This is a genomic window from Acinetobacter sp. AB03 (assembly GCF_058107045.1).
In genome coordinates, this window is record NZ_JBUEBA010000002.1 from 2,179,862 (window position 1) to 2,200,470 (window position 20,609).

Here is a 20,609-nt window from a genome sequence, read left to right on the forward strand (position 1 = left end):
AATTCAGTGATCTACCTATTTCTCCTAATATCTCTGCAAATTCAGTTGCAGGATTGGTTTACGCATGAATTCGCACATTTCCCTGATCCAAAATATCGATGCCCTCCTTCCCCAAACCCAATGTGGACTCTGCGGACATCGTGATGGATGTCTGCCTTATGCCCAAGCCATCAGCGAAGGTGAAGCAGCCAATAAATGTGTACCCGGCGGGCAGCCTGTAGCCGATGCATTGGCTCAGTTGCTAAACCGACCAGCATTAATTGCAGAGGAAAGTGTTTGGCCTATTCAAGCCGATGGCCGCCCACAGAGAATGAAAGCAATCATTCGTGAGGATGAATGCATTGGTTGTACCAAATGTATTAGTGCCTGTCCTGTAGACGCCATTATTGGTTCGGGTAAACTCATGCACAGTATTTTGACTGATCTGTGTACAGGCTGTGAACTGTGTATCCCGCCTTGTCCTGTCGACTGTATTGACCTTATTCCAGATGTAGACGGCATACCAACGGAAATCTTGCGCAAAGCTGAGCAAGATGATTTAAGACAACGCTATTACGCACATATTCAACGTGAAGAAAAACAGCGCCTACACCGTAAAGGTCCAGTGGTTCGTGCGGAAATTGATACGGCTTTATTTGCCCAGTTTTCAGCACAGAACGATGCTGTACCTGATATTCAGATCATTGAAAAAGAACCAGAAATGGCAGCAAAGCTTGATGCAAAATCCACGATTGAGCTGGCGAAATTACGCGTACAAATTAAAAAATTAGAAAAGCAACTCAGCGTTCGTGAAGATGAAAAAAAACGTCTGTTGTTGGATGACTTAACCCAACAGCTTCATCAGTTACAGGGAGCGTAAAGCATGCTAACGACAAGCGGAAAACCTGTAAAAAACATGACCAAAAAGCAAATTCAAATCTTTTTTGAACGTTTACGTGCACAACGCCCAAATCCCAAAACTGAATTAAATTATTCGAGTCCTTTTGAGCTGTTGGTGGCTGTGACCTTGTCTGCTCAGGCGACAGATGTGAGTGTCAACAAAGCTACAGATAAACTCTTTCCAGTCGCCAATACACCTGAAACTATTTATGCCTTAGGGGTCGATGGTTTAAAAACCTATATTAAAACCATAGGCTTATATAATGCAAAGGCTGAGAATGTCATTAAAGCCTGTAAGATACTGATTGAAAAACATAACAGCATCGTGCCAAACAATCGTGCGGATTTAGAAGCCTTGCCCGGTGTAGGACGAAAAACAGCCAATGTGGTGTTAAATACTGCTTTTGGACAACCGACGATGGCGGTCGATACGCATATTTTTCGTTTAGGCAATCGTACGGGATTAGCAGTCGGCAAAAATGTGCTTGAAGTCGAACACCGTTTAATGAAAGTCATACCGAAAGAATTTATTGTCGACTCACATCATTGGCTGATTTTACATGGTCGATACTGCTGTATTGCACGCAAACCGAAATGCCATGAGTGTATTGTTTCAGATGTGTGTAACTGGCCAGATCGTTTTGAATTTGGTGCAGCACGTATTGCCACAACGACGATAGAAGCTGAACATTAAAGTTCAGTTTTTTTATTTTTGATTTGATTTATCTTTGAAATCTTGCTGCAACTTCGGATGTAACTGACGTTTTGGCTGCTTCTTCGACATTTTTTCTTGTTTACTGACATCGCGTAGCATTTTTACGCTAATGTAAAACAAACCCACCAATACCGCCGCAGCAACAATAATTAAAACAATGATTCCAACTTGTGCCACACGCGACTCCATTTTTAGAGGATCAAGAAAAAGAGCCCTAATATGACTTAGAGCTCTTTCAATGTCAAAACATTGCCATGTTTAAAACATGCAATTATTTGTCTTGATCAAGAATCGCGAACAAATCTGCTTGTACTTCGTCAATTGGACGTAAGCCATTCAGCTTGTCATAGGTTGGTGCATTTTCACCAGACGCTGCGCGACCTTGGTAGAAACCAACCAACTGTTCAGTTTCAGTGTGGTATGAACCCAAACGCTTACGAATCGTTGCTTCTTGGTCATCTGGACGCTGTACCAGCTCTTCACCAGTTTCGTCGTCCTTACCTTCCACTTTAGGTGGATTGTAAACGATGTGATAAACACGGCCTGATGCAGGGTGCTGACGGCGACCAGAAAGACGTTGTACGATTTCTTCGTCAGGAACATCAATTTCAATCACGTGATCAATGTTGATACCTTCATTTTCAAGCGCTTCGGCTTGAGGAATGGTACGTGGGAAACCATCAAAGATACAGCCATTTACACAGTCAGGTTGCGCAATACGTTCTTTCACTAAACCAATGATCAGTTCATCAGATACAAGACCACCATTGTCCATCACGCTTTTAGCTTGTAGACCGAGTTCAGTTCCTTCACGAATTGCAGCACGGAGCATATCACCGGTTGAAATTTGTGGGACATTGTAGCGCTTACAGATCAACTGAGCTTGTGTACCTTTACCTGCTCCAGGTGGTCCGAGTAAGATAATGCGCATAAAAAAACATCCTCATTTAAACAATGTATTTGACACTTTGTACATATCGAAAAATTCGACATATTTTTAGCATCTAATTATAAGAAAGCTACAAACAAATGTATTGTACCCGCAATGAAGCCAGTTACCCCACCCAATAAAATCAAAATCCATTCGTCTTCCTGAAATGCAGGACGTAATAAGTTTTGAAATTCTTTCGGCGTTAGCTCTCGAATACGGTCTCTAAACATTTTATAGATTTTCTGTGCACGGCTCGCATTGAACGCTGGGTCGCATACAGGCACCATCGTAATTTCAATTGAACGATCAATCAAGTCCGTCTTCAGTTTTGCGTATTCACGTGGACCTAAAGACAGTTGCAAAGACGTTCTCACCAATGGCGTTTCCATGATTTCATTAATATGACGTTTGACAATACGACGGGTCTTGTCTTTTTTATTGCCATACATCATTTCAGTCATGATGGATTTTAACGTAATCAGGTCTTCTGTGACTACACTTGCAAACACATCAGACACTTCTTCTTGGCGCTTCATGAAAGCGCCTTGTACATTATAAGTCCCAATGCGCGGAATCACAGGTTTAATCCATGGAAACTTACGATCTTTTGTTAATTCAGTCAGTTGTAAGTATCGAACATAGTGTGGCTCAATTGGATTAAACACCATCCAAATCGCAATCCAGTTGGTTAAGAAGCCCCATACCGCGGCCCAAAATGGCACGGTCCAATGCCATGGCACCACAAACCAAACAATCATTTGGAAGATACCAAAGAACATCCCAATGAGGGCACTAATATGCCAAATAAAGTTGATTTCTTTCTGACCCACTTTCAAGAACATACGCACCATTAGTCTGCGGTCACCTTCCATTTGGCTGACCACCATATCGCGCATATCCACAAGTGACTCGACGTTCATGGTCAGTTCGGTCACTAATTCTCTGAGCACAGCCGGAAGCTGTTTGTGTGCCTGCGCATAAATTCGACGCTTAATCGAATAAGGTAAGTTTTCCCAAAGTACAGCATTACGGTCAATCATGACTTCATCAATCAGGTGCTCAAGTTCAAAACCAACTTGCTCACCAATGATTCGCGCCATATCCTCAGGATCCATTGCATCTAAAAATTCACGCAAAGAACCAAGTTTAGATAAGGTGTTATCCGTAATGATGCCTGAAATACGCCCCGCTTTTCTGGGCACAATACCCTGCCAACCCACAGGCAAAGGCCCAATATGAAACCCCCAAAATGTAATCGGGTAAAAGACCATTTTCAGGGCCATCCAAACGTGTGCCCAAGTCACAAAAGCAGTCACAGGAATAATGCTGAGTACAGCCCAAAAATCGGGTCGATTCAAAAAGGTTTGCCACAACTGATTGACGTACTCAAGCATGCATAACTTCCATATTTAATTTTATTAACTGAATTATATAGCGTTTTAAAAAAGATATTGTGTCTATAAACCGAAACTTAGAGTATAGGAAAATTGTAGTCTCGGTTCAGTTTCTGCAACCACATAGCCCGATTTGGCTTCGAGTTTTTCCCCTGCGCCAATCCCCACACTGAAAGTGCTGATTCGCTCAGGACTAAGTAACACATAAGCAAGATCTACACCACCACCAAGGCGAGATTCGTACTCGCCATCTACTTTCTTGCTGTCAATATGCCCTGCGTAAACACCGAGATAATAGCCATTTTTATCTTTACCAGTAAAATGAACTGGAAATCTAAAACCCAGCTGACCACCTACAGGGTAATCATCATTGATAAATACCCCAGCTTTTGCGTATGCAATGCCATAAGGATTCACCCACTCCAAATTGGTGTGCAGTAATTTCTGCGTTACACCAGCCCCTACATTCCACGTTTGAGCACTGCCAGCAGGAATTTTCGCATCTGGCAAAAAGGAATTATCTTGAGCGTAGGCTACGTTTGCACAGGCAACAAGTGCCAACACTGGATAAATTCTTGTCATTATTGTCACCATTATCCGTAATGTTATTTTAGTAATTGGTCCCTTTTTACAGGATTTTGACTGTAGCAGAATTTATAAAACACTTATATACAGCAATTTATATTTTTGATGTCTATAAAGTCAAAATTTAGGCAAAAATGAAAAGCAGAAGCAGCGATAACAAATATCAAAACAGTGTGACATGCGTTAGAATAGCGCGCAGGTATTTTCCTCTTTATCCATGTGTTTAAGTCGATTTGGTATGAAACAGCACTTTCCTTTAAAAAATGTCCAACAAGAAAAGCGCATTTTTCGAAATCGTACTTTTATTTCCATGGGTATTGTGGTTTTCTTCTTGCTGATTTTAGTCACTCGCTATGCCTATTTGCAGCTGGTTCAATTTGACGAGTTTTCAACTGCATCCGATCAAAACCGTATCCGCCTACAACCTTTAGCCCCTGCACGTGGTTATATTTATGACCGCAATGGTGTGCTGTTGGCGGACAACTATCCAGTCTTTACCGCGACGATGAGTCGAGCGGATGTGACGGATATTGATGCCACAATTGAACGTTTAACGCCAATCTTAGAACTCACACCAGATGATATTGAGCGCTTTAACAGTCGTATTAAAGCCTCACGTAAAACTGAACGCGTTTCCATTAAACTTAATCTCAATGAAAATGATATCGCTCGCTTTAGCGAAGTTAAGTATCAATTCCCTGGGGTTAATATCGAAACCCAGATGACGCGCTACTATCCACATGGTGAGCTATTTGCCCATGTGATTGGTTATGTAGGTCGAATTAACGATAAAGAATTAAAAAGTATCAATAAAGATTTGTATGCGGGCACTAACCTGATTGGTAAAATTGGGGTAGAAAACTCCTATGAAGATTTGCTGCATGGTGTACCAGGAAATGAGTCGGTCGAAGCCGATGCGCACGGTAACGTGTTGCGCCATTTAGGTCGCAAAGAACCCGTTCGTGGTAATGACTTATATCTTTCACTCGATTATGGCTTGCAGACGGTTGCCTCAGAGCAGCTTGCAGGTCGTCGTGGTGCAATCGTGGCGATGGATCCACGTACAGGTGAAATTCTGGCCTTGGTCTCAAGTCCAAGTTTTAACCCTAACCTGTTTGTCACGGGGATTAGTCATACCGACTATAGCGGTTTACGCGATAACCTCGATCAACCGCTATATAACCGTGCTGTACAAGGCGCTTACCCACCCGGCTCAACCATTAAACCGATGTTTGGTTTAGGTGGTATTCATTATGGCTTAATTGATTGGGGCACGGCCATTTCTGATCATGGCTATTTCACACTTCCGGGCGATTCGCATAAATTCCGCGACTGGAAAAAGTCAGGTCACGGCGTAGTCAACTTGCATAAATCACAAGTAGTCTCTTGCGATACCTTCTTCTACATTCTGTCGTTCCGTATGGGCATTGAAAAAATGAACACATGGATGCGCCAGTTTGGCTTTGGTGAAAAAACTGGCGTGGATTTACCAAGTGAAAGTACAGGCCTTTACCCCAACCCTGAATGGAAAATGCGTACCCGTGATGCCAAGTGGCTCAAAGGTGAAACCATTTCAGTGAGTATTGGACAAGGTGCTTTTACAGCAACACCGCTGCAATTGGCTATGGCAACAGCCATTACCGCCAACCATGGTTCACATGTGATTCCGCATGTTTTACAAACAAGTAAAGGCGCAAAACCACATAAAGACTTAAATGCACCTGATGGCAGAATCCAGTTCAATGGCACCGATCAAGACTGGATACAAATGCGTGATGCCATGGTCGATGTCATTGAAACAGGGACTGGACGTGGCATTCGCACGCCAATGTATAAAATTGCAGGTAAAACCGGTACGGCACAAGTCAAAAGTATTGCCCAAGGCAAACGCTACAATGAAGCCCTGTTAACCGAACGGCAGTTAGACCACGGTTTATTCGTGGGCTTTGCACCTGCGGAAAACCCTGAAATTGCGATTGCAGTAGTGTGGGAAAATGGTCGTCATGGTGGTTCTGCGGCACAGCTGGCTCGTCCGATCTTAGACTACTGGCTGCTCACACGTCATAAAAATCCAATTCGTCCACAAAACCATCAAATTAGTGGTGGTTTGATGACAGCGGGGATTAAACCGGGTGAATTACCAAGTGGTAGCACGCCACCAGCGACCACAACTGGGACAAGTGCAGCTACGCCAACCAGTACTTCCAATACAGCACCCGCTTCAACAACGGCAAATACAAGCCGTTCAGCTACACCACCTTCTGCACCTGTGGAGTCAGACTAATTATGAAAAACCAACTCCGCATCATTGGAGGGGACTGGAAACGTCGTCAACTGCCTTTTGCCAATATTGAAGGTTTACGCCCTACGCCTGATCGCGTACGTGAGACTTTGTTTAATTGGCTCATGTGGGATGTACAAAATACCAATGTTTTGGATATTTGTGCAGGTTCAGGTGCGTTGGCATTTGAAGCCTTATCACGTGGTGCATCAAAAGTAGTGATGATTGAACCTGACCGCAGTCAAGCACAGTTTTTAACGCAAAACTTGGAACTCCTTAAAGTACCTAAGTCCCGTGCCCAGTTAAAAGTAGCGACTGCACAGCAAACATTAGCCACCTTAAAAGAACAGTTTGATTTGGTCTTTTTAGACCCGCCGTATAGCCTAGAGCTATGGGAAGAATTGGCCCTCTTGGCTGATCCTCTGATTCAAAATAATGGCTATATTTATGTGGAAGCCGATCGAGATTTAAATCTATTAAAACTCCCAACGTCGTGGGTGCAAATAAAGAGCACCAAAGCTGGGACTGTTCGCGCAGGCTTATATCAAAAGAAAGTGGTGGTTTGTCCATAATCTAGACACTTTTATGCCCTTTTGATTTACGCCATCACGAAAGAAAGTGGTCTTAGCGAATATTAGTGTGGTTCTGAGCTACGCTATGTATGAAGATCAATATACATATTCAAAATCAAGCTAAGGTTTCAGTCATTTTACATGTCTAAAACTATGTAGACCGATCAAAAAACCGTACACTCGCTAAAATTTTAAATATATCGCATATGACTTGGTTGATCTTTATCTTAGGTGCAATGGTGGCGGGTTTTGTACAGGGACTCACAGGCTTTGCATTTGCCTTAATCGCCATGTCATTTTGGGTCTGGATCCTGGCACCTCAGCTCGCAGCGCCTCTGGTGGTGTTCGCCTCAGTCTGGAGTCACCTGATTTCCTTAAAGTCAGAATCTGCCTTTCAACTTGATAAAAGCCTCGTTGCACCTTATATCCTTGCAGGTCTGATTGGCGTTCCATTGGGAACCTATCTATTAGACATCATTCAAGCACAGACCTTTAAACTGATACTAGGAATTTTTTTGATTCTTTGGTGTCCATTGATGCTAATTAATCCCCAGATTCGCTTCATTCAAAACTCTGGAAAATACGCCGATAGCAGTATTGGTTTTCTTGGGGGTGTATTGGGTGGGGTGGGAGGCTTTTGTGGCTCACTGCCTTCAGCTTGGGTCATGTTAAAAAACCTTCCTAAAGAGCAACAGCGCTCAATTTTAAGGCATTTTAATTTCGCCATTCAGCTATTCACCTTACTCACCTATCTGCTCCGCGGAAATTTAAACTTGCAACATTTGCCCTATATGGGCATCTTACTTTTGAGTGTGAGTCTACCGGCCATGCTCGGCGCGCAATTGTTTTATAAAATTTCTGAGCGGCAGTTCAAACATACGGTACTGGGTTTATTGTTTAGTTCAGGCTGTTTTCTATGTATCAGCTATCGCTTTCTGTAGTGCTATAAAACCTGACTCTGAACTTTGGCAATGGCTTGGGTCAGCAATTGTGTATTTTGTGTCAATATAGGCTCATCTTTAAACAACTTGGCACTACTAGACTTCCTCCAGCTTCACAAATCTTTATACAATTGGCGCACCTTCCAACCCATCGCTCACCATATATGAAACTGCCTCTTGCACTACTGAGTTTTTGCTTTATCAGTGCTTGCTCCATAAGCTCATCCAAAGAAATAAAACAAGCTGAAAAACTTCTCCAATCTTTTAACTGTCAAAATATAGAGCACGATCAGGCAGACCACAGCAGTATGACCAGTTATCATGAACAAGTGCTTGCCAGCAGCAAACAAAAAGCCCAATCCTATGTAGAAAGCTATCAACATGGCGATCAAATTTTTGACCTGCCACTGCCCGAAGTGATTGAAACACAGCTACAAAGTTATACGGCCGCATGCCAGTCACTAGGTGGGGTTTTACCCAATCCCCAGCAAAGTCTTTAAAATACGATTAGCAATAAAAAAGACAGCTCGAAAACTGTCTTTTTTATTTCATATGACTTAAATTTGAAGTTAAGACACAGTTGAGTCGTTGTGATAACGAGTATCGACACTGAAACCTTGAGGAAATTTAGCAGAAATTTGCGCATAAAATGCCATAATTTCAGCCATATCTTTTTCATAGTCACCCGTAGGATAAATAATTTTACCCACTCCAGTTTTTTTCTTCGCATAGTCCATATAGGCTAACGCAATTGGAACACCTGCACTGACTGCAACATGATAAAAACCTGTTTTCCATTGTTCCTGCTTGGCACGTGTCCCTTCAGGGGTAACCAACATCACCAACTTAGGATGTTCTTTAAAAAGATCACTCATGAGTTGCACCATACTTGGACGTGGTTCACCTTCATGCTTTGGACGACGGTCAATACCTATCCCGCCCATTGCACGAACAAATGGCCCAAATGGCAGTTTCATATAGCTGTCTTTAATAGTAATACGGACATGCACACCTAAGGCCTTTAATGCCAAACGAGCGTACAGCGCATCCCAATTGCTGGTATGTGGCGCTGCAATCATTACACATTGATCGATATTCAAATCCCAATGATTATCAATCTGCCACCCCATTAAGGCCAAACTTTGTTCTGCAAGCTTTTCGAACACAAAAAATACCACATTACTGAAAATCCGCGCCGATTCTAGCAATGCTGCTGATCAAATACACGGCGAGACGCTCAATAAAACAACAATTAATCTATAAACGTATATTTTATTTAATTCCAAATATTTCAGGAAAAATCAGGCTCTTTGAGATTAAAGGTAAAAATACGTGAATAGTATTCTTTATTGAAGATACATAAGCATTCACAGATCTTCACAGTTTCATCTCCAGCACTCCTGTAAGGTAAAACTAAACATTAAGTAATATCGGGTGCTGTATATGCAAAAGACTGTTTTAGCACTATGCCTATCTCTCACCATGTTAACTGCATGCTCAAAGCCAAATGAAAACAATCCTCCACCAGATCACAATGTCACGGCATCTATGGACGACAGTGCTAGCGCAACCGTGATGGATACACCAGACACAGCAAATGCCTTAGATTGGGTAGGCACATATCAAGGGGTTCTGCCCTGTCACGATTGTTCTGGGATCGACACTGAACTTGAACTGACCTTAGATCATCATTTTGTGCTGAAACAAAAAATTTTAGGCAAATCGAATAATAATTATGTCAATGAAGTGAAAGGTTCATTTCAATTTTTGAATGGCTCTGATCAGATGATTCAACTCGACTCATCAGGCGATAGCCGTATTTATTATATTGGTGCGCAATTTATTGAAATGCGTGGCGATAAAGGCCAAGTACTGGATCAACCTGAGTCCAACTTTAAACTCACCAAATCCTTGGAATAGACACTCGCAACATTCTGAATGATTTAAATTGCTTATTTAAATATCACCGCATAAATTTCATCCAAGCATCAAAAAAGGTAGCCAAATTACTTCAGCTACCTTTTTTCATAATTTACTTCTTTTGGTTCTGCATATTCTTAATTAGCTCGCTAAAATCAAGTGTTGCAGCCTTTTGTACAGGTGGATAGTCCATCAACGATTTGATATGTGAACCCAGTAATGCCTGTAAGGGTTCAGAAATCCATTGCTTGGTTTGAATAATGTCTGAACGATCTCTGATACTATCAAAAGTCTCAAATGGGTCTTGGCGAAGGTTGTACATCACTGGAAATTTTTGCTTTTGATACTGGTCGTAATAATTTTCACTGGTTTCAAAGTGAACTTTCCATTGGTTAATACGAACTGCACGTACGGTTGACTCATGATAGTACAAGAAATTATTACGCTTACTTTCTGTAGTCTTACCCGTCCAATAATCAAGATTATTCACACCATCAATAATTTGCTTACGATTGGTTTTCATCTCCTCTACAACATTTTTATTCCCTGCGACATTCGCCAAAGTTGTAAACAGATCCATATGCGACTGAATGCCGTGTTTCACTTGTCCTGCAGGAATATGTCCCGGCCATCGCACCATCATTGGAACACGAACTCCCCCTTCATAGGTCGTCATTTTTTCACCACGGAACGGTGTGGTTCCACCATGATTTTTTGCACTGTGCTCAGGGCCATTATCAGTGGTATAAACAATGATGGTGTTATCCAACACCCCCATCTTCTTCATATCATCCAAGAGTTGACCGACTTGCATATCGTGTTCAACCATACCACTGCCGTATAAATCATCTTCAGAGGTGGCTTTGGCAGCTAAGTAACGATGCTCAGGACGTAAATGGGTAAACATGTGCATACGACTTGGATTCAGCCACACAAAAAACGGCTTGTCCGATTTTTTACTGCGCTTCATAAAATCGACACTGGCAGCGATAAATTCATCATCCACCGTTTCAATACGTTTACGGGTTAAAGGACCGGAGTCTTTACACTTTTGTTTACCTATCACACCAAAACGAGGATCGATAGTTCCATCATTATCGTTGGACGAATAACAATGTAATACACCACGCGTTCCATACTGATTCACAAATTCAGGATCTTTTGGATAATCATACTGTTCAGGAAATTCTTCAGTATTTAAGTGATATAAATTACCAAAGAATTCATCAAAACCATGTACTGTCGGTAAGCTATCATTTCGATCACCCAAATGATTTTTACCAAACTGACCACTCATATAACCTAACGGTTTGAGTACTTCTGCCAAAGTCGGTGTTGCAGCTTTAATCCCTAAAGGTGAACCTGGACGACCGACTGTCGTCATATCTGAACGAATTGGATACTGACCTGTAATAAATGCTGCACGTCCAGCGGTTGAACTTGGCTGTGCATAGTGATCGGTAAACATCACGCCTTCTTGGGCAATACGATCAATATTCGGCGTGTCATAGCCCATAACACCATGACTATAAGCACTGACGTTCTGCCAGCCTACATCATCGGACATAATCACCAAAATATTGGGTGGTTTCGCCATGAGTGCTGTTGAAAGTAATGCTCCACCTACCAGAGCTAAAGAGCGTGAAATTAAGTTTTTTTGCATGGTATTTTCTTAAACACATTCGTATAAAACGAATTTTCATCCTTGTTTCAAACCCAATTGGCACTAAACGCAAAACCATATCAGTGCCTTACAAATTTAATTTTTAGAAAAATGCTTTTCTAAAAACCTGTGACAATATCTTGATCGACTCAGTCGATGAGTTATTTCGAGTTTTTTTCGAATCTTGTATGAATAATAAAGTAGTTTGACTATAGTTCCCTAATGCGGCCGTATCCGTTTAGCAATTTCATTTTTAGATAAAAGTGCACTATGAAAAAAACGTTTTAAACCTGAGCAAAGATAATGTAGACCCGCCTCTCCATCTGGGGTTTTGAGAAAACGGTCTTTCGGACAATCGCCCCAGCAATATTGAAGATATGGACATTTTTGGCAGTATTCTGGCAGTGACTTCGATTTGGCGTATGCAAATTTCTTTTGTCGCTCAGAAAAAACTAAATCGCCTTGGTGAATCTCGTGAATGTTGCCCAATTTATATTCAGGATAAACAAAGTGGTCGCACGAAAATAAGTCGCCATTGTGTTCGACCGCCAAGGATTTCCCACAAATTTGACCCGACACACATTTCTGCGCCCCATAGCCAAACATCATTGAAACCATGTTTTCAAACTGGTCAACAAAGACCTGCCCAAAGTCTTTCTGTAACCATTCTTTCCACACAGTTGAAAGGAATATGCCCCAATCATCGGCAGCAATCGACCAGTCTGTCACCACAGAGTCTGAGCTGCCCGGCTGCGCTGCTGAACTGCCCAATTTGGGTAAATCTTGAGGATTCCAATGGCCTGGTGCTGTCTGCTGAAACTGGGCACTTTCCATTCCTGGAATCAGTTGAATCATGCGCGGTCTCACCTGATCTCGAATAAAACGATAAACCTCTAACGGTCGCTTCGCATTATCACGGTTCACCACACATAAGGCATTAAAGGGGACTTGATACTGGCGCAATAATGCAGCAGCCTGCATGACTTTAGCATGCGTAGGTTTTCCACCTTTGTTATAGCGATGGATATCATGCAACTCGGCAGGCCCATCTATGGATAAACCCACCAAAAAATCATGCTGTTTTAAAAATGCACACCAGTCTTCATCCAGTAAGGTGCCATTGGTTTGTAAATCATTTTCAATACGTTGCTGCGGTTTCGCATATTTTTTTTGCAGTTCAACCACCCGCTGGAAAAACTCCAAGCCCATAAGCGTCGGCTCACCACCCTGCCAACTAAAAATAACTTCATTGCCCGTTTGCGCTTCGACATATTGCTTAATATGTAACTCAAGCATCGACTCAGACATACGCGGAACTTTGGGTTGCTGGAACATGTCTTGTTTATGCAAATAGAAGCAATAACTACAATCTAAGTTGCACTGTGCCCCAGTGGGTTTGATCATCACGTGATAGCGATAGGTTTGCCCCTGCACTTGCAGGCTTCTTAAAGGCGGAGATTCAGCTTGTATAGGTATCATTCGCATTTTAGAATCCTCATTTTTTTCAGCGTTCAGGCACAAATTCACAACTGTACAAAACCATGTACACAAGTTATTTTGCGAAAAAAGATCTGGTAGTTTCATTCCATTCACTGCATGAAGTCGGCTAAAGACCCAAGCCATTTTTTGTTTTGAATGGATTAACCAGAGTGATTATTGCCGTTAAACATGCAACAGGAAGGCTGCTATACGATGACCTTGCAAATCTTTTGATAATTTCAATGTTTTATAATTCATTCTCTTCTTATCCCTAAGCTTAATTTTCATCAGCAAAACCACTGTGTAAGAGTAAAAATCAACAGCCAATTCCAATTTTGGCCTACTGAAAAATACTGACCCATCTCACACAGTTGCATTGCTTGGTAGAGCACGTTATCAAACTTTGAAAACAGAGAAACCACTCAAAAGAATGGTAATTGCATTTTTTATGGTCGTTATATACTTGAGCTACGTCATCCTCCAAACCTAAACACCATTCTGTTGAACCCAAACTAGACATATTTTATAAAATGTGAAGCATCGCTTTTAGAACTTCGACATAGACTATTTTAAGAATTGAGAAGCTGGATAATGAATTTTTAAATGATCCATTTATACCTAATGTGCTGACTCGTCTCCGTCTTATCTTTTGTTTTTATTCACACAGTCAGAAACATCAAAAAGTTCAATAAAAAAGGCCGCTCATAGAGCGACCTTTTTCTTTTCAAATATATGTGAGTAACTATGAATAAATTACAAACACTTATTTAATTAGGGTTGGAATTACATCATTCCGCCCATACCACCCATACCGCCCATATCAGGCATTGCAGGCTTATCTTCTGGAACGTCAGTAATCATACATTCAGTTGTCAACATTAAACCTGCTACAGATGCAGCATGCTCAAGTGCAGAACGCGTTACTTTCGCAGGGTCAAGAATACCCATTTCTAGCATGTCACCGTACTCAGAAGTTGCAGCGTTATAACCAAAGTTACCTTCGCCATTTTTCACAGCGTTGATCACAACTGAAGGCTCATCACCCGCATTCGCAACGATCTGACGAAGTGGCGCTTCAATCGCACGACGTAAAATGTTAATACCTACATTTTGATCGTCATTCGCACCATTTACACCGTCAAGCGCAGCTGCAGCACGCACCAGTGCAACACCACCACCAGCAACCACACCTTCTTCAACCGCAGCACGTGTTGCATGAAGCGCATCGTCCACGCGGTCTTTCTTCTCTTTCATTTCAACTTCAGTCGCTGCACCAATTTTGATCACAGCTACACCGCCTGCCAATTTAGCAACACGTTCTTGAAGTTTTTCTTTGTCGTATTCAGAAGACGATTCTTCAATTTGCGCACGAATTTGAGTGACACGTTCAGCAATTTGAGCTGCATCACCAGCACCGTCAACAATCACAGTGTTCTCTTTAGACACAGTGATTTTGTGCGCAGTACCTAAGTCTTGAAGAGAAGCTTGTTCCAAAGTCATGCCTACTTCTTCAGAAATCACAGTCGCGCCAGTCAAGATTGCGATATCTTGAAGCATTGCTTTACGACGGTCACCAAAACCTGGCGCTTTAACCGCACATACTTTGATAATTCCGCGCATGTTGTTAACAACAAGTGTAGCTAAAGCCTCACCTTCAACATCTTCAGCGATGATTAAAAGTGGTTTACCAGTTTTAGCAACAGCTTCAAGTACAGTAATTAATTCACGGATGTTGCTGATTTTTTTGTCAACAAGCAAGATAAACGGATTTTCAAGTTCAGCCGTTAATGTATCTTGTTTGTTTGCAAAATACGGGCTGATATAACCACGGTCAAACTGCATACCCTCAACAACGTCCAAAGCATCTTCAAAGCCTGAACCTTCTTCAACGGTAATCACGCCTTCTTTACCTACGCGTTCCATTGCTTGTGCAATGAGTTTACCTACAGTTTCGTCAGAGTTTGCAGAGATTGAACCGACTTGTTCAATCGCTTTGGTATCAGAAGCAGGTTTTGCTGTTGCTTTAATTTCAGCAACCAATGCTTTAACAGCCAGGTCAATACCACGTTTCAAGTCCATTGGGTTCATACCCGCAGTTACAGACTTGATGCCTTCATTTAAAATTGCTTGAGCTAGTACAGTTGCGGTTGTTGTACCGTCACCCGCGATGTCATTGGTTTTAGAAGATACTTCACGAACCAATTGAGCGCCCATGTTCTCAAATTTGTCTTTTAGAGAAATTTCTTTCGCAACAGTTACACCATCTTTAGTGATGTGTGGTGCGCCAAAAGAACGGTCGATCACAACGTTACGGCCTTTAGGACCTAAAGTCACTTTTACAGCATCTGCAAGCACGTTTACGCCTGCAATCATTTTAGAACGAGCTGAATCACCAAATTTTACGTCTTTAGCTGACATACTAAACTCCAAATATTCTTAAATTTTAATCAATTGTATTGCTTAAACAGCAAATGAACGTTCTGAATTAACCTTCAAGAACCGCTAAAATATCAGACTCTTTCATCACAAGAAGTTCTTCTCCTTCAACTTTAACTTTAGTGCCTGCATATGCACCAAACAGTACATTGTCGCCCACTTTTACATCTAAAGCACGAACGCCATTGTCTGTAATTTTGCCATTGCCTACTGCAATAATTTCACCTTGAGCTGGCTGTTCAGCAGCAGAAGTACTCAAAATTAAACCACCCGCAGTTTTAGTTTCCTTTTCTACGCGGCGAATCACAACGTTGTCATGTAAAGGACGAATTTTGCTCATTTCTTGCTCCATAGACATTTTCAAAAATGCCATTGTTTACGATGTGAAGATGACTTCTTATTCCTAGGTCATCAACAAAATTTTGATATGACACTTTTGTGGGGATGGAATAAAACGCTTCAAGGGCAAACACAAAATATTTTTATATTTTTGCGCTCTTTTTAAGCAAACCTAAGCAAAGTTTAGACACTTAATTCAATCTGACGTATTTTGCTGCATCAACTCGAAGTGATTTGTTTCAGCGTTAAAGCTCAAATGTTGTACATCGGCATTCGGCAAAATAATATTCAGGCTATTGGGCAAACCCGCATGTAAACGATAAGATGTTGCCGTTCCAGCATGGATATCCAGCACTGGATGCGATACCCCAAGTTGATAAATCTGATTCAAATCATAAACGGCAGCGTGGTGTAAATGCCCATGTAAAAGTCCATTTAAACCATGTTGGCTCCATTGCTCCAATGCAATACGACCAAGCATCGGACAGTCTTTCACACCATGACTATGGTCTGGCGGAGTATAAAAAGGCTGATGCGCGGCGATCAGTTTAATTTTGTGCGCAGGTGCTTGCTGCAATTTTAGATCAATCTCTTGAATTTGGTTCAGTGAAATATGCCCTCGCGTGTGGTAACGCCGACGAATACTATTCACTCCAATGACATAAAAATGTTCAGTTTCTAAGGTGTTTTCCATCCCCCCAAAAAACAGTTGATAACGTGCAAAGGGACTGAAAAAACGATTCCACACATGGTACAGCGGAATATCATGATTCCCCGGCACCACCAAATACGGCAGCTTTAAACTGTCTAAAAACTGCCGACAAGCATAAAACTGAATAAACCGCGCACGTTGGGTCAAGTCCCCACTGACCACTACGGCTTCAAAAGAATGTTCCTCACATAACTGACGAATGGCCTGTAAACAGGCTTCGCGTTCGGTCCCAAAGTGTAAATCTGACAAATGTAAAATCATGCGGGAACCATGATATTCAGCGCATGCTTACGTACTGTAATTTTCAGCGGTGGTGTCATCGTGACAATTTCTCCATCTACCGCAACCGTAAGCTTATTACGCTTTGAATGAACAATCACTTCATCTGCTGCAAAGCTATAGACATCGGAAGCCTGATCTAAATTGCCTTTAATCAGCTGCCATAAGGTCTTGAACAAAGTCCGCTTATCACTTTTTGCTACTACCACGCCCGCCACTTTGCCTGCTTCCGCCGCCTCGGCAATACGTAGTTTCATTTCAGCCAGTTGAAGTTGATTATTGCCAAAGAAAATCAATGGCGTTTTCACTGGATAGCGCTGTCCATCGACTTCTACTTCAAGTTTTAACTCTTTTCGGTCGCGGATGAGAACATCCAATGCCGAAGTATACGCATGCAATGGAAAACGTCCAAAATGCTTATTAAACTGTTCTCTTTTTTGAATAAATAAAGGATAAAGCCCTAAACTGGCATTGTTCAGATATATATGTTGATTCAACTGTGCCACATGCACAGAACGTGGCTGCCCTTCACTAATGGCTTTGGCTGCATCTAATAGGTCCAACGGAATATTCAGCACTCGCGCAACATAGTTAAAGGTACCTAGCGGCAAGATCCCCATAGGAATATCCGTTCCCATCAATTTAGATGCAACTGCATTTAAAGTTCCATCACCACCTGCAGCAACCACGACCCCTACATTCTCCGCTTGACGATGACGTAGTAAAATATCTTGCATCATCTGATCAAAGTTCATGCACTCACTTAACTCAAATGACTGTATTTCAAAACCCGCAGTACTCAGATCGGCTACCAACTGTTCATACACTTCATCTTTATTTGCAGCATGAAAACCTGATTTTTTATTATAAATAAGTGATAAAGGTTTGAGTTGCTCTGACATTTTGCACCTAAACTTGAAGTAATTGCTCTATTTTTGTCCAAACACTCAACACTTAACAGTTTTGTTATGTAAAATTCAAATGACTACCATTTATTTAATCAATAATAAATCTCAATCACAAAATAAATGCAAATATATGATTTTAATACTAATATCTTAAATGAATAATCCTCATAAATATAATAAATACACAAAATAAAAGCCAAAAATCAAACCAAGCTATTGTTTTTTAATAGTTAAAATGAGACAACCCCATCGAACTGTTCATAATTTAGATACGCCTTTGGTCTTATTTTTTTTATCAAATTATGCTTTAATACAGCCACTTTTTTTCATCTTTTCATCTCTGCAGTAAATTTTATTGCTGAGATTGTACTTTGTACAAACGTGTACATATTTGAGATAGGCCTCACCATGACCCAAGTGAACGCACCAGAATTCGTTCGTCACCCTAAGCTTATTGCGTGGGTGGAAGAAATTGCAAAATTAACAAAACCAGCGAAAATTGAATGGTGTGACGGCAGCGAAGAAGAATATCAACGTTATATCAACTTGATGATCGCTAACGGCACAATGCAAGCGCTTAACCAAGAAACGCATCCTGGTTCTTATCTTGCTAATTCTGATCCTTCTGACGTTGCTCGTGTTGAAGGTCGTACTTACATCTGCTCTGAAAAACAAGAAGATGCTGGTGCAACAAACAACTGGGAAGAGCCTGCTGAAATGCGTGCTCGCCTAAATGGTTTGTTTGACGGTTCAATGGCAGGTCGTACTTTATATGTAGTACCGTTCTCTATGGGCCCATTAGGTTCTCATATTGCACATATTGGTATCGAATTAACTGACTCTCCATATGTAGCAGTTAGCATGTCTAAAATGGCTCGCATGGGTAAAGCTGTTTATGACGTTCTTGGTACAGACGGTGAATTTATTCCTTGCGTACATACTGTTGGTGCGCCGCTTGCTGATGGCGAAAAAGATGTTGCATGGCCTTGCAACCCTGAAAAATACATCGTGCATTACCCAGAAACACGTGAAATCTGGTCTTACGGTTCTGGTTACGGTGGTAACGCATTGTTAGGTAAAAAATGCTTAGCTTTACGTATTGCGTCTTCTATGGGTCGTCAACAAGGTTGGTTAGCAGAACACATGCTGATTCTTGGTGTGACTAATCCTCAAGGCGAAAAACACTACATCGCAGCGGCATTCCCGTCTGCTTGTGGTAAAACAAACTTCGCGATGTTGATTCCACCAGCAGGCTACGAAGGTTGGAAAATTGAAACTGTAGGTGACGATATTGCTTGGATCAAACCAGGTGAAGACGGTCGCTTATACGCAATCAACCCAGAAGCAGGCTTCTTCGGTGTAGCGCCTGGTACAAATACCAAGACCAACCCGAACTGTATGGCTACACTTCACAAAGACGTGATTTATACCAATGTTGCGGTAACTGATAACGGTGAAGTATGGTGGGAAGGTCTTACTAAAGAAGCACCTGCCAACCTGACTAACTGGAAAGGTCAACCTCACACTGGCGCAGAAAAAGCGGCTCATCCAAATGCGCGCTTCACTGTTTCAGCAGGTCAATGTCCTTCTATTGATGCTGACTGGGAAAATCCAGCCGGTGTTCCAATTTCAGCGTTCATCTTTGGTGGTCGCCGTGCAGACACAGTGCCTCTAATTTCAGAAGCATTTGACTGGGTAGATGGTGTTTACAAAGCTGCAACGATGGGCTCTGAAACAACTGCAGCTGCCGTTGGCCAACAAGGTATCGTTCGTCGTGACCCATTCGCAATGCTTCCATTTGCGGGTTACAACATGGCGGATTACTTCTCTCACTGGTTAGAGCTTGGTGAAGAAGTTGCAGCGAAAGCTAAAGCTGCGGGCAACAAACTTCCAGGCATCTACAACGTGAACTGGTTCCGTCGTGATGCTGAAGGCAACTTCGTATGGCCTGGTTTCGGTCAAAACATGCGTGTTCTTGAGTGGATCATTGACCGTTGTGAAGGCCGTGCTGATGCAGTTGAAACACCAATTGGTTTAGTTCCAACTTATGAACAGTTGAACTGGACAGGTTCTGACTTCACTAAAGCACAGTTTGACCTTGTGACTTCTCAAGACAAAGATCAATGGATCAAAGAGCTTGAAAGCCATACTGAACTATTCGACAAACTTGGTGAACGCCTACCAGCTGCTCTTAAAGCTCGCCAAAACGAACTTTTAGATGCTGTTAAGCAATCTGCTTAATCTTTCAATTAAGCCAAAAAAAAAGACCGCTTAAGCGGTCTTTTTTTAATCTATTTACAATTTTAAAACTTTATAACTCAACAAAAATTTATCAAGGGGTAATTCATGCTTAAAAAACTCACACTCACAATTGGTTTACTGGGCCTATCAAGCTTAGTCATGGCTCAAACAGAAGTAGCAACAACTCAGCCAGCACTTCATGTTTGCGCAATCAAAGGTACACCTGATTCAACTCAATTTGAAATCAAAAAGCGTATCAAAGTCGCTAAAGGTACTTATGGCAGCGTGGTTGAACTCTATCCGCGTTTTGCTGAACGTGCACATCAAGTCGGTG

At 41.8% G+C, this 20,609-nt stretch carries 19 protein-coding genes and 1 pseudogene; 9 read left to right on the plus strand and 11 right to left on the minus strand.

Annotated features, from left to right (window positions below):
• Nucleotides 1-64 precede the first annotated feature (64 nt).
• Nucleotides 65-859 (plus strand): RnfABCDGE type electron transport complex subunit B, encoded by a 795-nt coding sequence (locus tag ACY3FQ_RS11080; protein WP_151836196.1) that lies wholly within the window; start codon nt 65-67, stop codon nt 857-859.
• A gap of 3 nt (nt 860-862) precedes the next feature.
• A complete protein-coding gene (gene nth / locus ACY3FQ_RS11085; protein WP_151836195.1) occupies nt 863-1,573 on the plus strand; it encodes an endonuclease III in 711 nt (236 codons plus the stop codon).
• 12 nt (nt 1,574-1,585) lie between these two features.
• Here the strand turns inward: nth and ACY3FQ_RS11090 are convergent, their stop codons facing one another.
• The 4 genes from ACY3FQ_RS11090 to ACY3FQ_RS11105 form a co-directional block, all read right to left on the minus strand.
• A complete protein-coding gene (locus ACY3FQ_RS11090) occupies nt 1,586-1,783 on the minus strand; it encodes a hypothetical protein (protein WP_151836194.1) in 198 nt (65 codons plus the stop codon).
• 82 nt (nt 1,784-1,865) lie between these two features.
• On the minus strand, nt 1,866-2,525 hold the full coding sequence (gene adk, locus ACY3FQ_RS11095; protein ID WP_004980915.1) for an adenylate kinase: 660 nt from the start codon (nt 2,523-2,525) through the stop codon (nt 1,866-1,868).
• Nucleotides 2,526-2,602: 77 nt separating this feature from the next.
• The gene (locus tag ACY3FQ_RS11100; protein WP_062034448.1) at nt 2,603-3,919 is read right to left on the minus strand and encodes a DUF445 domain-containing protein; all 1,317 of its coding nucleotides are present in this window, start codon (nt 3,917-3,919) and stop codon (nt 2,603-2,605) included.
• Between the two features lie 63 nt (nt 3,920-3,982).
• On the minus strand, nt 3,983-4,501 hold the full coding sequence (locus ACY3FQ_RS11105; RefSeq protein WP_004980918.1) for a hypothetical protein: 519 nt from the start codon (nt 4,499-4,501) through the stop codon (nt 3,983-3,985).
• A 241-nt stretch (nt 4,502-4,742) separates the two neighbouring features.
• Between ACY3FQ_RS11105 and mrdA the strand changes: the two genes are divergently transcribed.
• The 4 genes from mrdA to ACY3FQ_RS11125 all read left to right on the plus strand — a co-directional run bounded on the left by mrdA (nt 4,743) and on the right by ACY3FQ_RS11125 (nt 8,798).
• The gene (gene mrdA / locus ACY3FQ_RS11110) at nt 4,743-6,788 is read left to right on the plus strand and encodes a penicillin-binding protein 2 (protein ID WP_005399838.1); all 2,046 of its coding nucleotides are present in this window, start codon (nt 4,743-4,745) and stop codon (nt 6,786-6,788) included.
• Between the two features lie 2 nt (nt 6,789-6,790).
• Nucleotides 6,791-7,357, plus strand: coding sequence for a 16S rRNA (guanine(966)-N(2))-methyltransferase RsmD (gene rsmD / locus ACY3FQ_RS11115; RefSeq protein ID WP_195728796.1), 567 nt, complete (start codon nt 6,791-6,793; stop codon nt 7,355-7,357).
• A gap of 206 nt (nt 7,358-7,563) precedes the next feature.
• Nucleotides 7,564-8,298: a sulfite exporter TauE/SafE family protein gene (locus tag ACY3FQ_RS11120; protein WP_151836191.1), complete on the plus strand. Its 735-nt coding sequence runs from the start codon at nt 7,564-7,566 to the stop codon at nt 8,296-8,298.
• 164 nt (nt 8,299-8,462) lie between these two features.
• A complete protein-coding gene (locus tag ACY3FQ_RS11125; RefSeq protein ID WP_151836190.1) occupies nt 8,463-8,798 on the plus strand; it encodes a hypothetical protein in 336 nt (111 codons plus the stop codon).
• 69 nt (nt 8,799-8,867) lie between these two features.
• Here ACY3FQ_RS11125 and ACY3FQ_RS11130 read toward each other — a convergent pair whose 3' ends face one another.
• The gene (locus tag ACY3FQ_RS11130) at nt 8,868-9,464 is read right to left on the minus strand and encodes a 1-acyl-sn-glycerol-3-phosphate acyltransferase (RefSeq protein WP_171500561.1); all 597 of its coding nucleotides are present in this window, start codon (nt 9,462-9,464) and stop codon (nt 8,868-8,870) included.
• Between the two features lie 277 nt (nt 9,465-9,741).
• Between ACY3FQ_RS11130 and ACY3FQ_RS11135 the strand changes: the two genes are divergently transcribed.
• Nucleotides 9,742-10,218 carry a copper resistance protein NlpE gene (locus tag ACY3FQ_RS11135; protein WP_151836189.1) on the plus strand — a complete coding sequence of 159 codons (477 nt, stop codon included), beginning with the start codon at nt 9,742-9,744 and terminating at the stop codon, nt 10,216-10,218.
• 112 nt (nt 10,219-10,330) lie between these two features.
• Here the strand turns inward: ACY3FQ_RS11135 and ACY3FQ_RS11140 are convergent, their stop codons facing one another.
• The 6 genes from ACY3FQ_RS11140 to ACY3FQ_RS11165 form a co-directional block, all read right to left on the minus strand.
• A complete protein-coding gene (locus tag ACY3FQ_RS11140; protein WP_489774049.1) occupies nt 10,331-11,881 on the minus strand; it encodes an arylsulfatase in 1,551 nt (516 codons plus the stop codon).
• Between the two features lie 219 nt (nt 11,882-12,100).
• A complete protein-coding gene (locus tag ACY3FQ_RS11145) occupies nt 12,101-13,366 on the minus strand; it encodes an anaerobic sulfatase maturase (protein ID WP_489774050.1) in 1,266 nt (421 codons plus the stop codon).
• A 777-nt stretch (nt 13,367-14,143) separates the two neighbouring features.
• Nucleotides 14,144-15,778 carry a chaperonin GroEL gene (gene groL / locus ACY3FQ_RS11150; RefSeq protein WP_004694331.1) on the minus strand — a complete coding sequence of 545 codons (1,635 nt, stop codon included), beginning with the start codon at nt 15,776-15,778 and terminating at the stop codon, nt 14,144-14,146.
• Nucleotides 15,779-15,845: 67 nt separating this feature from the next.
• Entirely contained in the window at nt 15,846-16,136 is a 291-nt protein-coding gene (locus tag ACY3FQ_RS11155) for a co-chaperone GroES (RefSeq protein WP_010326285.1), read from the minus strand.
• Between the two features lie 195 nt (nt 16,137-16,331).
• Nucleotides 16,332-17,108: a metallophosphoesterase family protein gene (locus tag ACY3FQ_RS11160; protein ID WP_126035858.1), complete on the minus strand. Its 777-nt coding sequence runs from the start codon at nt 17,106-17,108 to the stop codon at nt 16,332-16,334.
• Nucleotides 17,105-18,028 (minus strand): diacylglycerol/lipid kinase family protein, encoded by a 924-nt coding sequence (locus tag ACY3FQ_RS11165; protein ID WP_126035856.1) that lies wholly within the window; start codon nt 18,026-18,028, stop codon nt 17,105-17,107. The genes ACY3FQ_RS11160 and ACY3FQ_RS11165 overlap by 4 nt, the downstream gene beginning before the upstream one ends.
• A gap of 414 nt (nt 18,029-18,442) precedes the next feature.
• Here ACY3FQ_RS11165 and ACY3FQ_RS11170 point away from each other — a divergent pair, with 414 nt between their 5' ends.
• Both ACY3FQ_RS11170 and ACY3FQ_RS11175 read left to right on the plus strand, forming a co-directional pair.
• Nucleotides 18,443-20,275 carry a phosphoenolpyruvate carboxykinase (GTP) gene (locus tag ACY3FQ_RS11170; RefSeq protein WP_126035854.1) on the plus strand — a complete coding sequence of 611 codons (1,833 nt, stop codon included), beginning with the start codon at nt 18,443-18,445 and terminating at the stop codon, nt 20,273-20,275.
• Between the two features lie 105 nt (nt 20,276-20,380).
• Nucleotides 20,381-20,609, plus strand: a pseudogene (locus ACY3FQ_RS11175) (hypothetical protein); the annotation flags it as partial.

What these genes read in the sequence shown, in the direction of transcription:
- ACY3FQ_RS11080 (WP_151836196.1), top strand. Translation starts at nt 65, where the DNA reads ATGAATTCGCACATTTCCCTGATCCAAAATATCGATGCCCTCCTTCCC.
- nth (WP_151836195.1), top strand. Translation starts at nt 863, where the DNA reads ATGCTAACGACAAGCGGAAAACCTGTAAAAAACATGACCAAAAAGCAA.
- ACY3FQ_RS11090 (WP_151836194.1), bottom strand. Translation starts at nt 1,783, where the DNA reads ATGGAGTCGCGTGTGGCACAAGTTGGAATCATTGTTTTAATTATTGTT.
- adk (WP_004980915.1), bottom strand. Translation starts at nt 2,525, where the DNA reads ATGCGCATTATCTTACTCGGACCACCTGGAGCAGGTAAAGGTACACAA.
- ACY3FQ_RS11100 (WP_062034448.1), bottom strand. Translation starts at nt 3,919, where the DNA reads ATGCTTGAGTACGTCAATCAGTTGTGGCAAACCTTTTTGAATCGACCC.
- ACY3FQ_RS11105 (WP_004980918.1), bottom strand. Translation starts at nt 4,501, where the DNA reads ATGACAAGAATTTATCCAGTGTTGGCACTTGTTGCCTGTGCAAACGTA.
- mrdA (WP_005399838.1), top strand. Translation starts at nt 4,743, where the DNA reads ATGAAACAGCACTTTCCTTTAAAAAATGTCCAACAAGAAAAGCGCATT.
- rsmD (WP_195728796.1), top strand. Translation starts at nt 6,791, where the DNA reads ATGAAAAACCAACTCCGCATCATTGGAGGGGACTGGAAACGTCGTCAA.
- ACY3FQ_RS11120 (WP_151836191.1), top strand. Translation starts at nt 7,564, where the DNA reads ATGACTTGGTTGATCTTTATCTTAGGTGCAATGGTGGCGGGTTTTGTA.
- ACY3FQ_RS11125 (WP_151836190.1), top strand. Translation starts at nt 8,463, where the DNA reads ATGAAACTGCCTCTTGCACTACTGAGTTTTTGCTTTATCAGTGCTTGC.
- ACY3FQ_RS11135 (WP_151836189.1), top strand. Translation starts at nt 9,742, where the DNA reads ATGCAAAAGACTGTTTTAGCACTATGCCTATCTCTCACCATGTTAACT.
- ACY3FQ_RS11140 (WP_489774049.1), bottom strand. Translation starts at nt 11,881, where the DNA reads ATGCAAAAAAACTTAATTTCACGCTCTTTAGCTCTGGTAGGTGGAGCA.
- ACY3FQ_RS11145 (WP_489774050.1), bottom strand. Translation starts at nt 13,366, where the DNA reads ATGCGAATGATACCTATACAAGCTGAATCTCCGCCTTTAAGAAGCCTG.
- groL (WP_004694331.1), bottom strand. Translation starts at nt 15,778, where the DNA reads ATGTCAGCTAAAGACGTAAAATTTGGTGATTCAGCTCGTTCTAAAATG.
- ACY3FQ_RS11155 (WP_010326285.1), bottom strand. Translation starts at nt 16,136, where the DNA reads ATGAGCAAAATTCGTCCTTTACATGACAACGTTGTGATTCGCCGCGTA.
- ACY3FQ_RS11160 (WP_126035858.1), bottom strand. Translation starts at nt 17,108, where the DNA reads ATGATTTTACATTTGTCAGATTTACACTTTGGGACCGAACGCGAAGCC.
- ACY3FQ_RS11165 (WP_126035856.1), bottom strand. Translation starts at nt 18,028, where the DNA reads ATGTCAGAGCAACTCAAACCTTTATCACTTATTTATAATAAAAAATCA.
- ACY3FQ_RS11170 (WP_126035854.1), top strand. Translation starts at nt 18,443, where the DNA reads ATGACCCAAGTGAACGCACCAGAATTCGTTCGTCACCCTAAGCTTATT.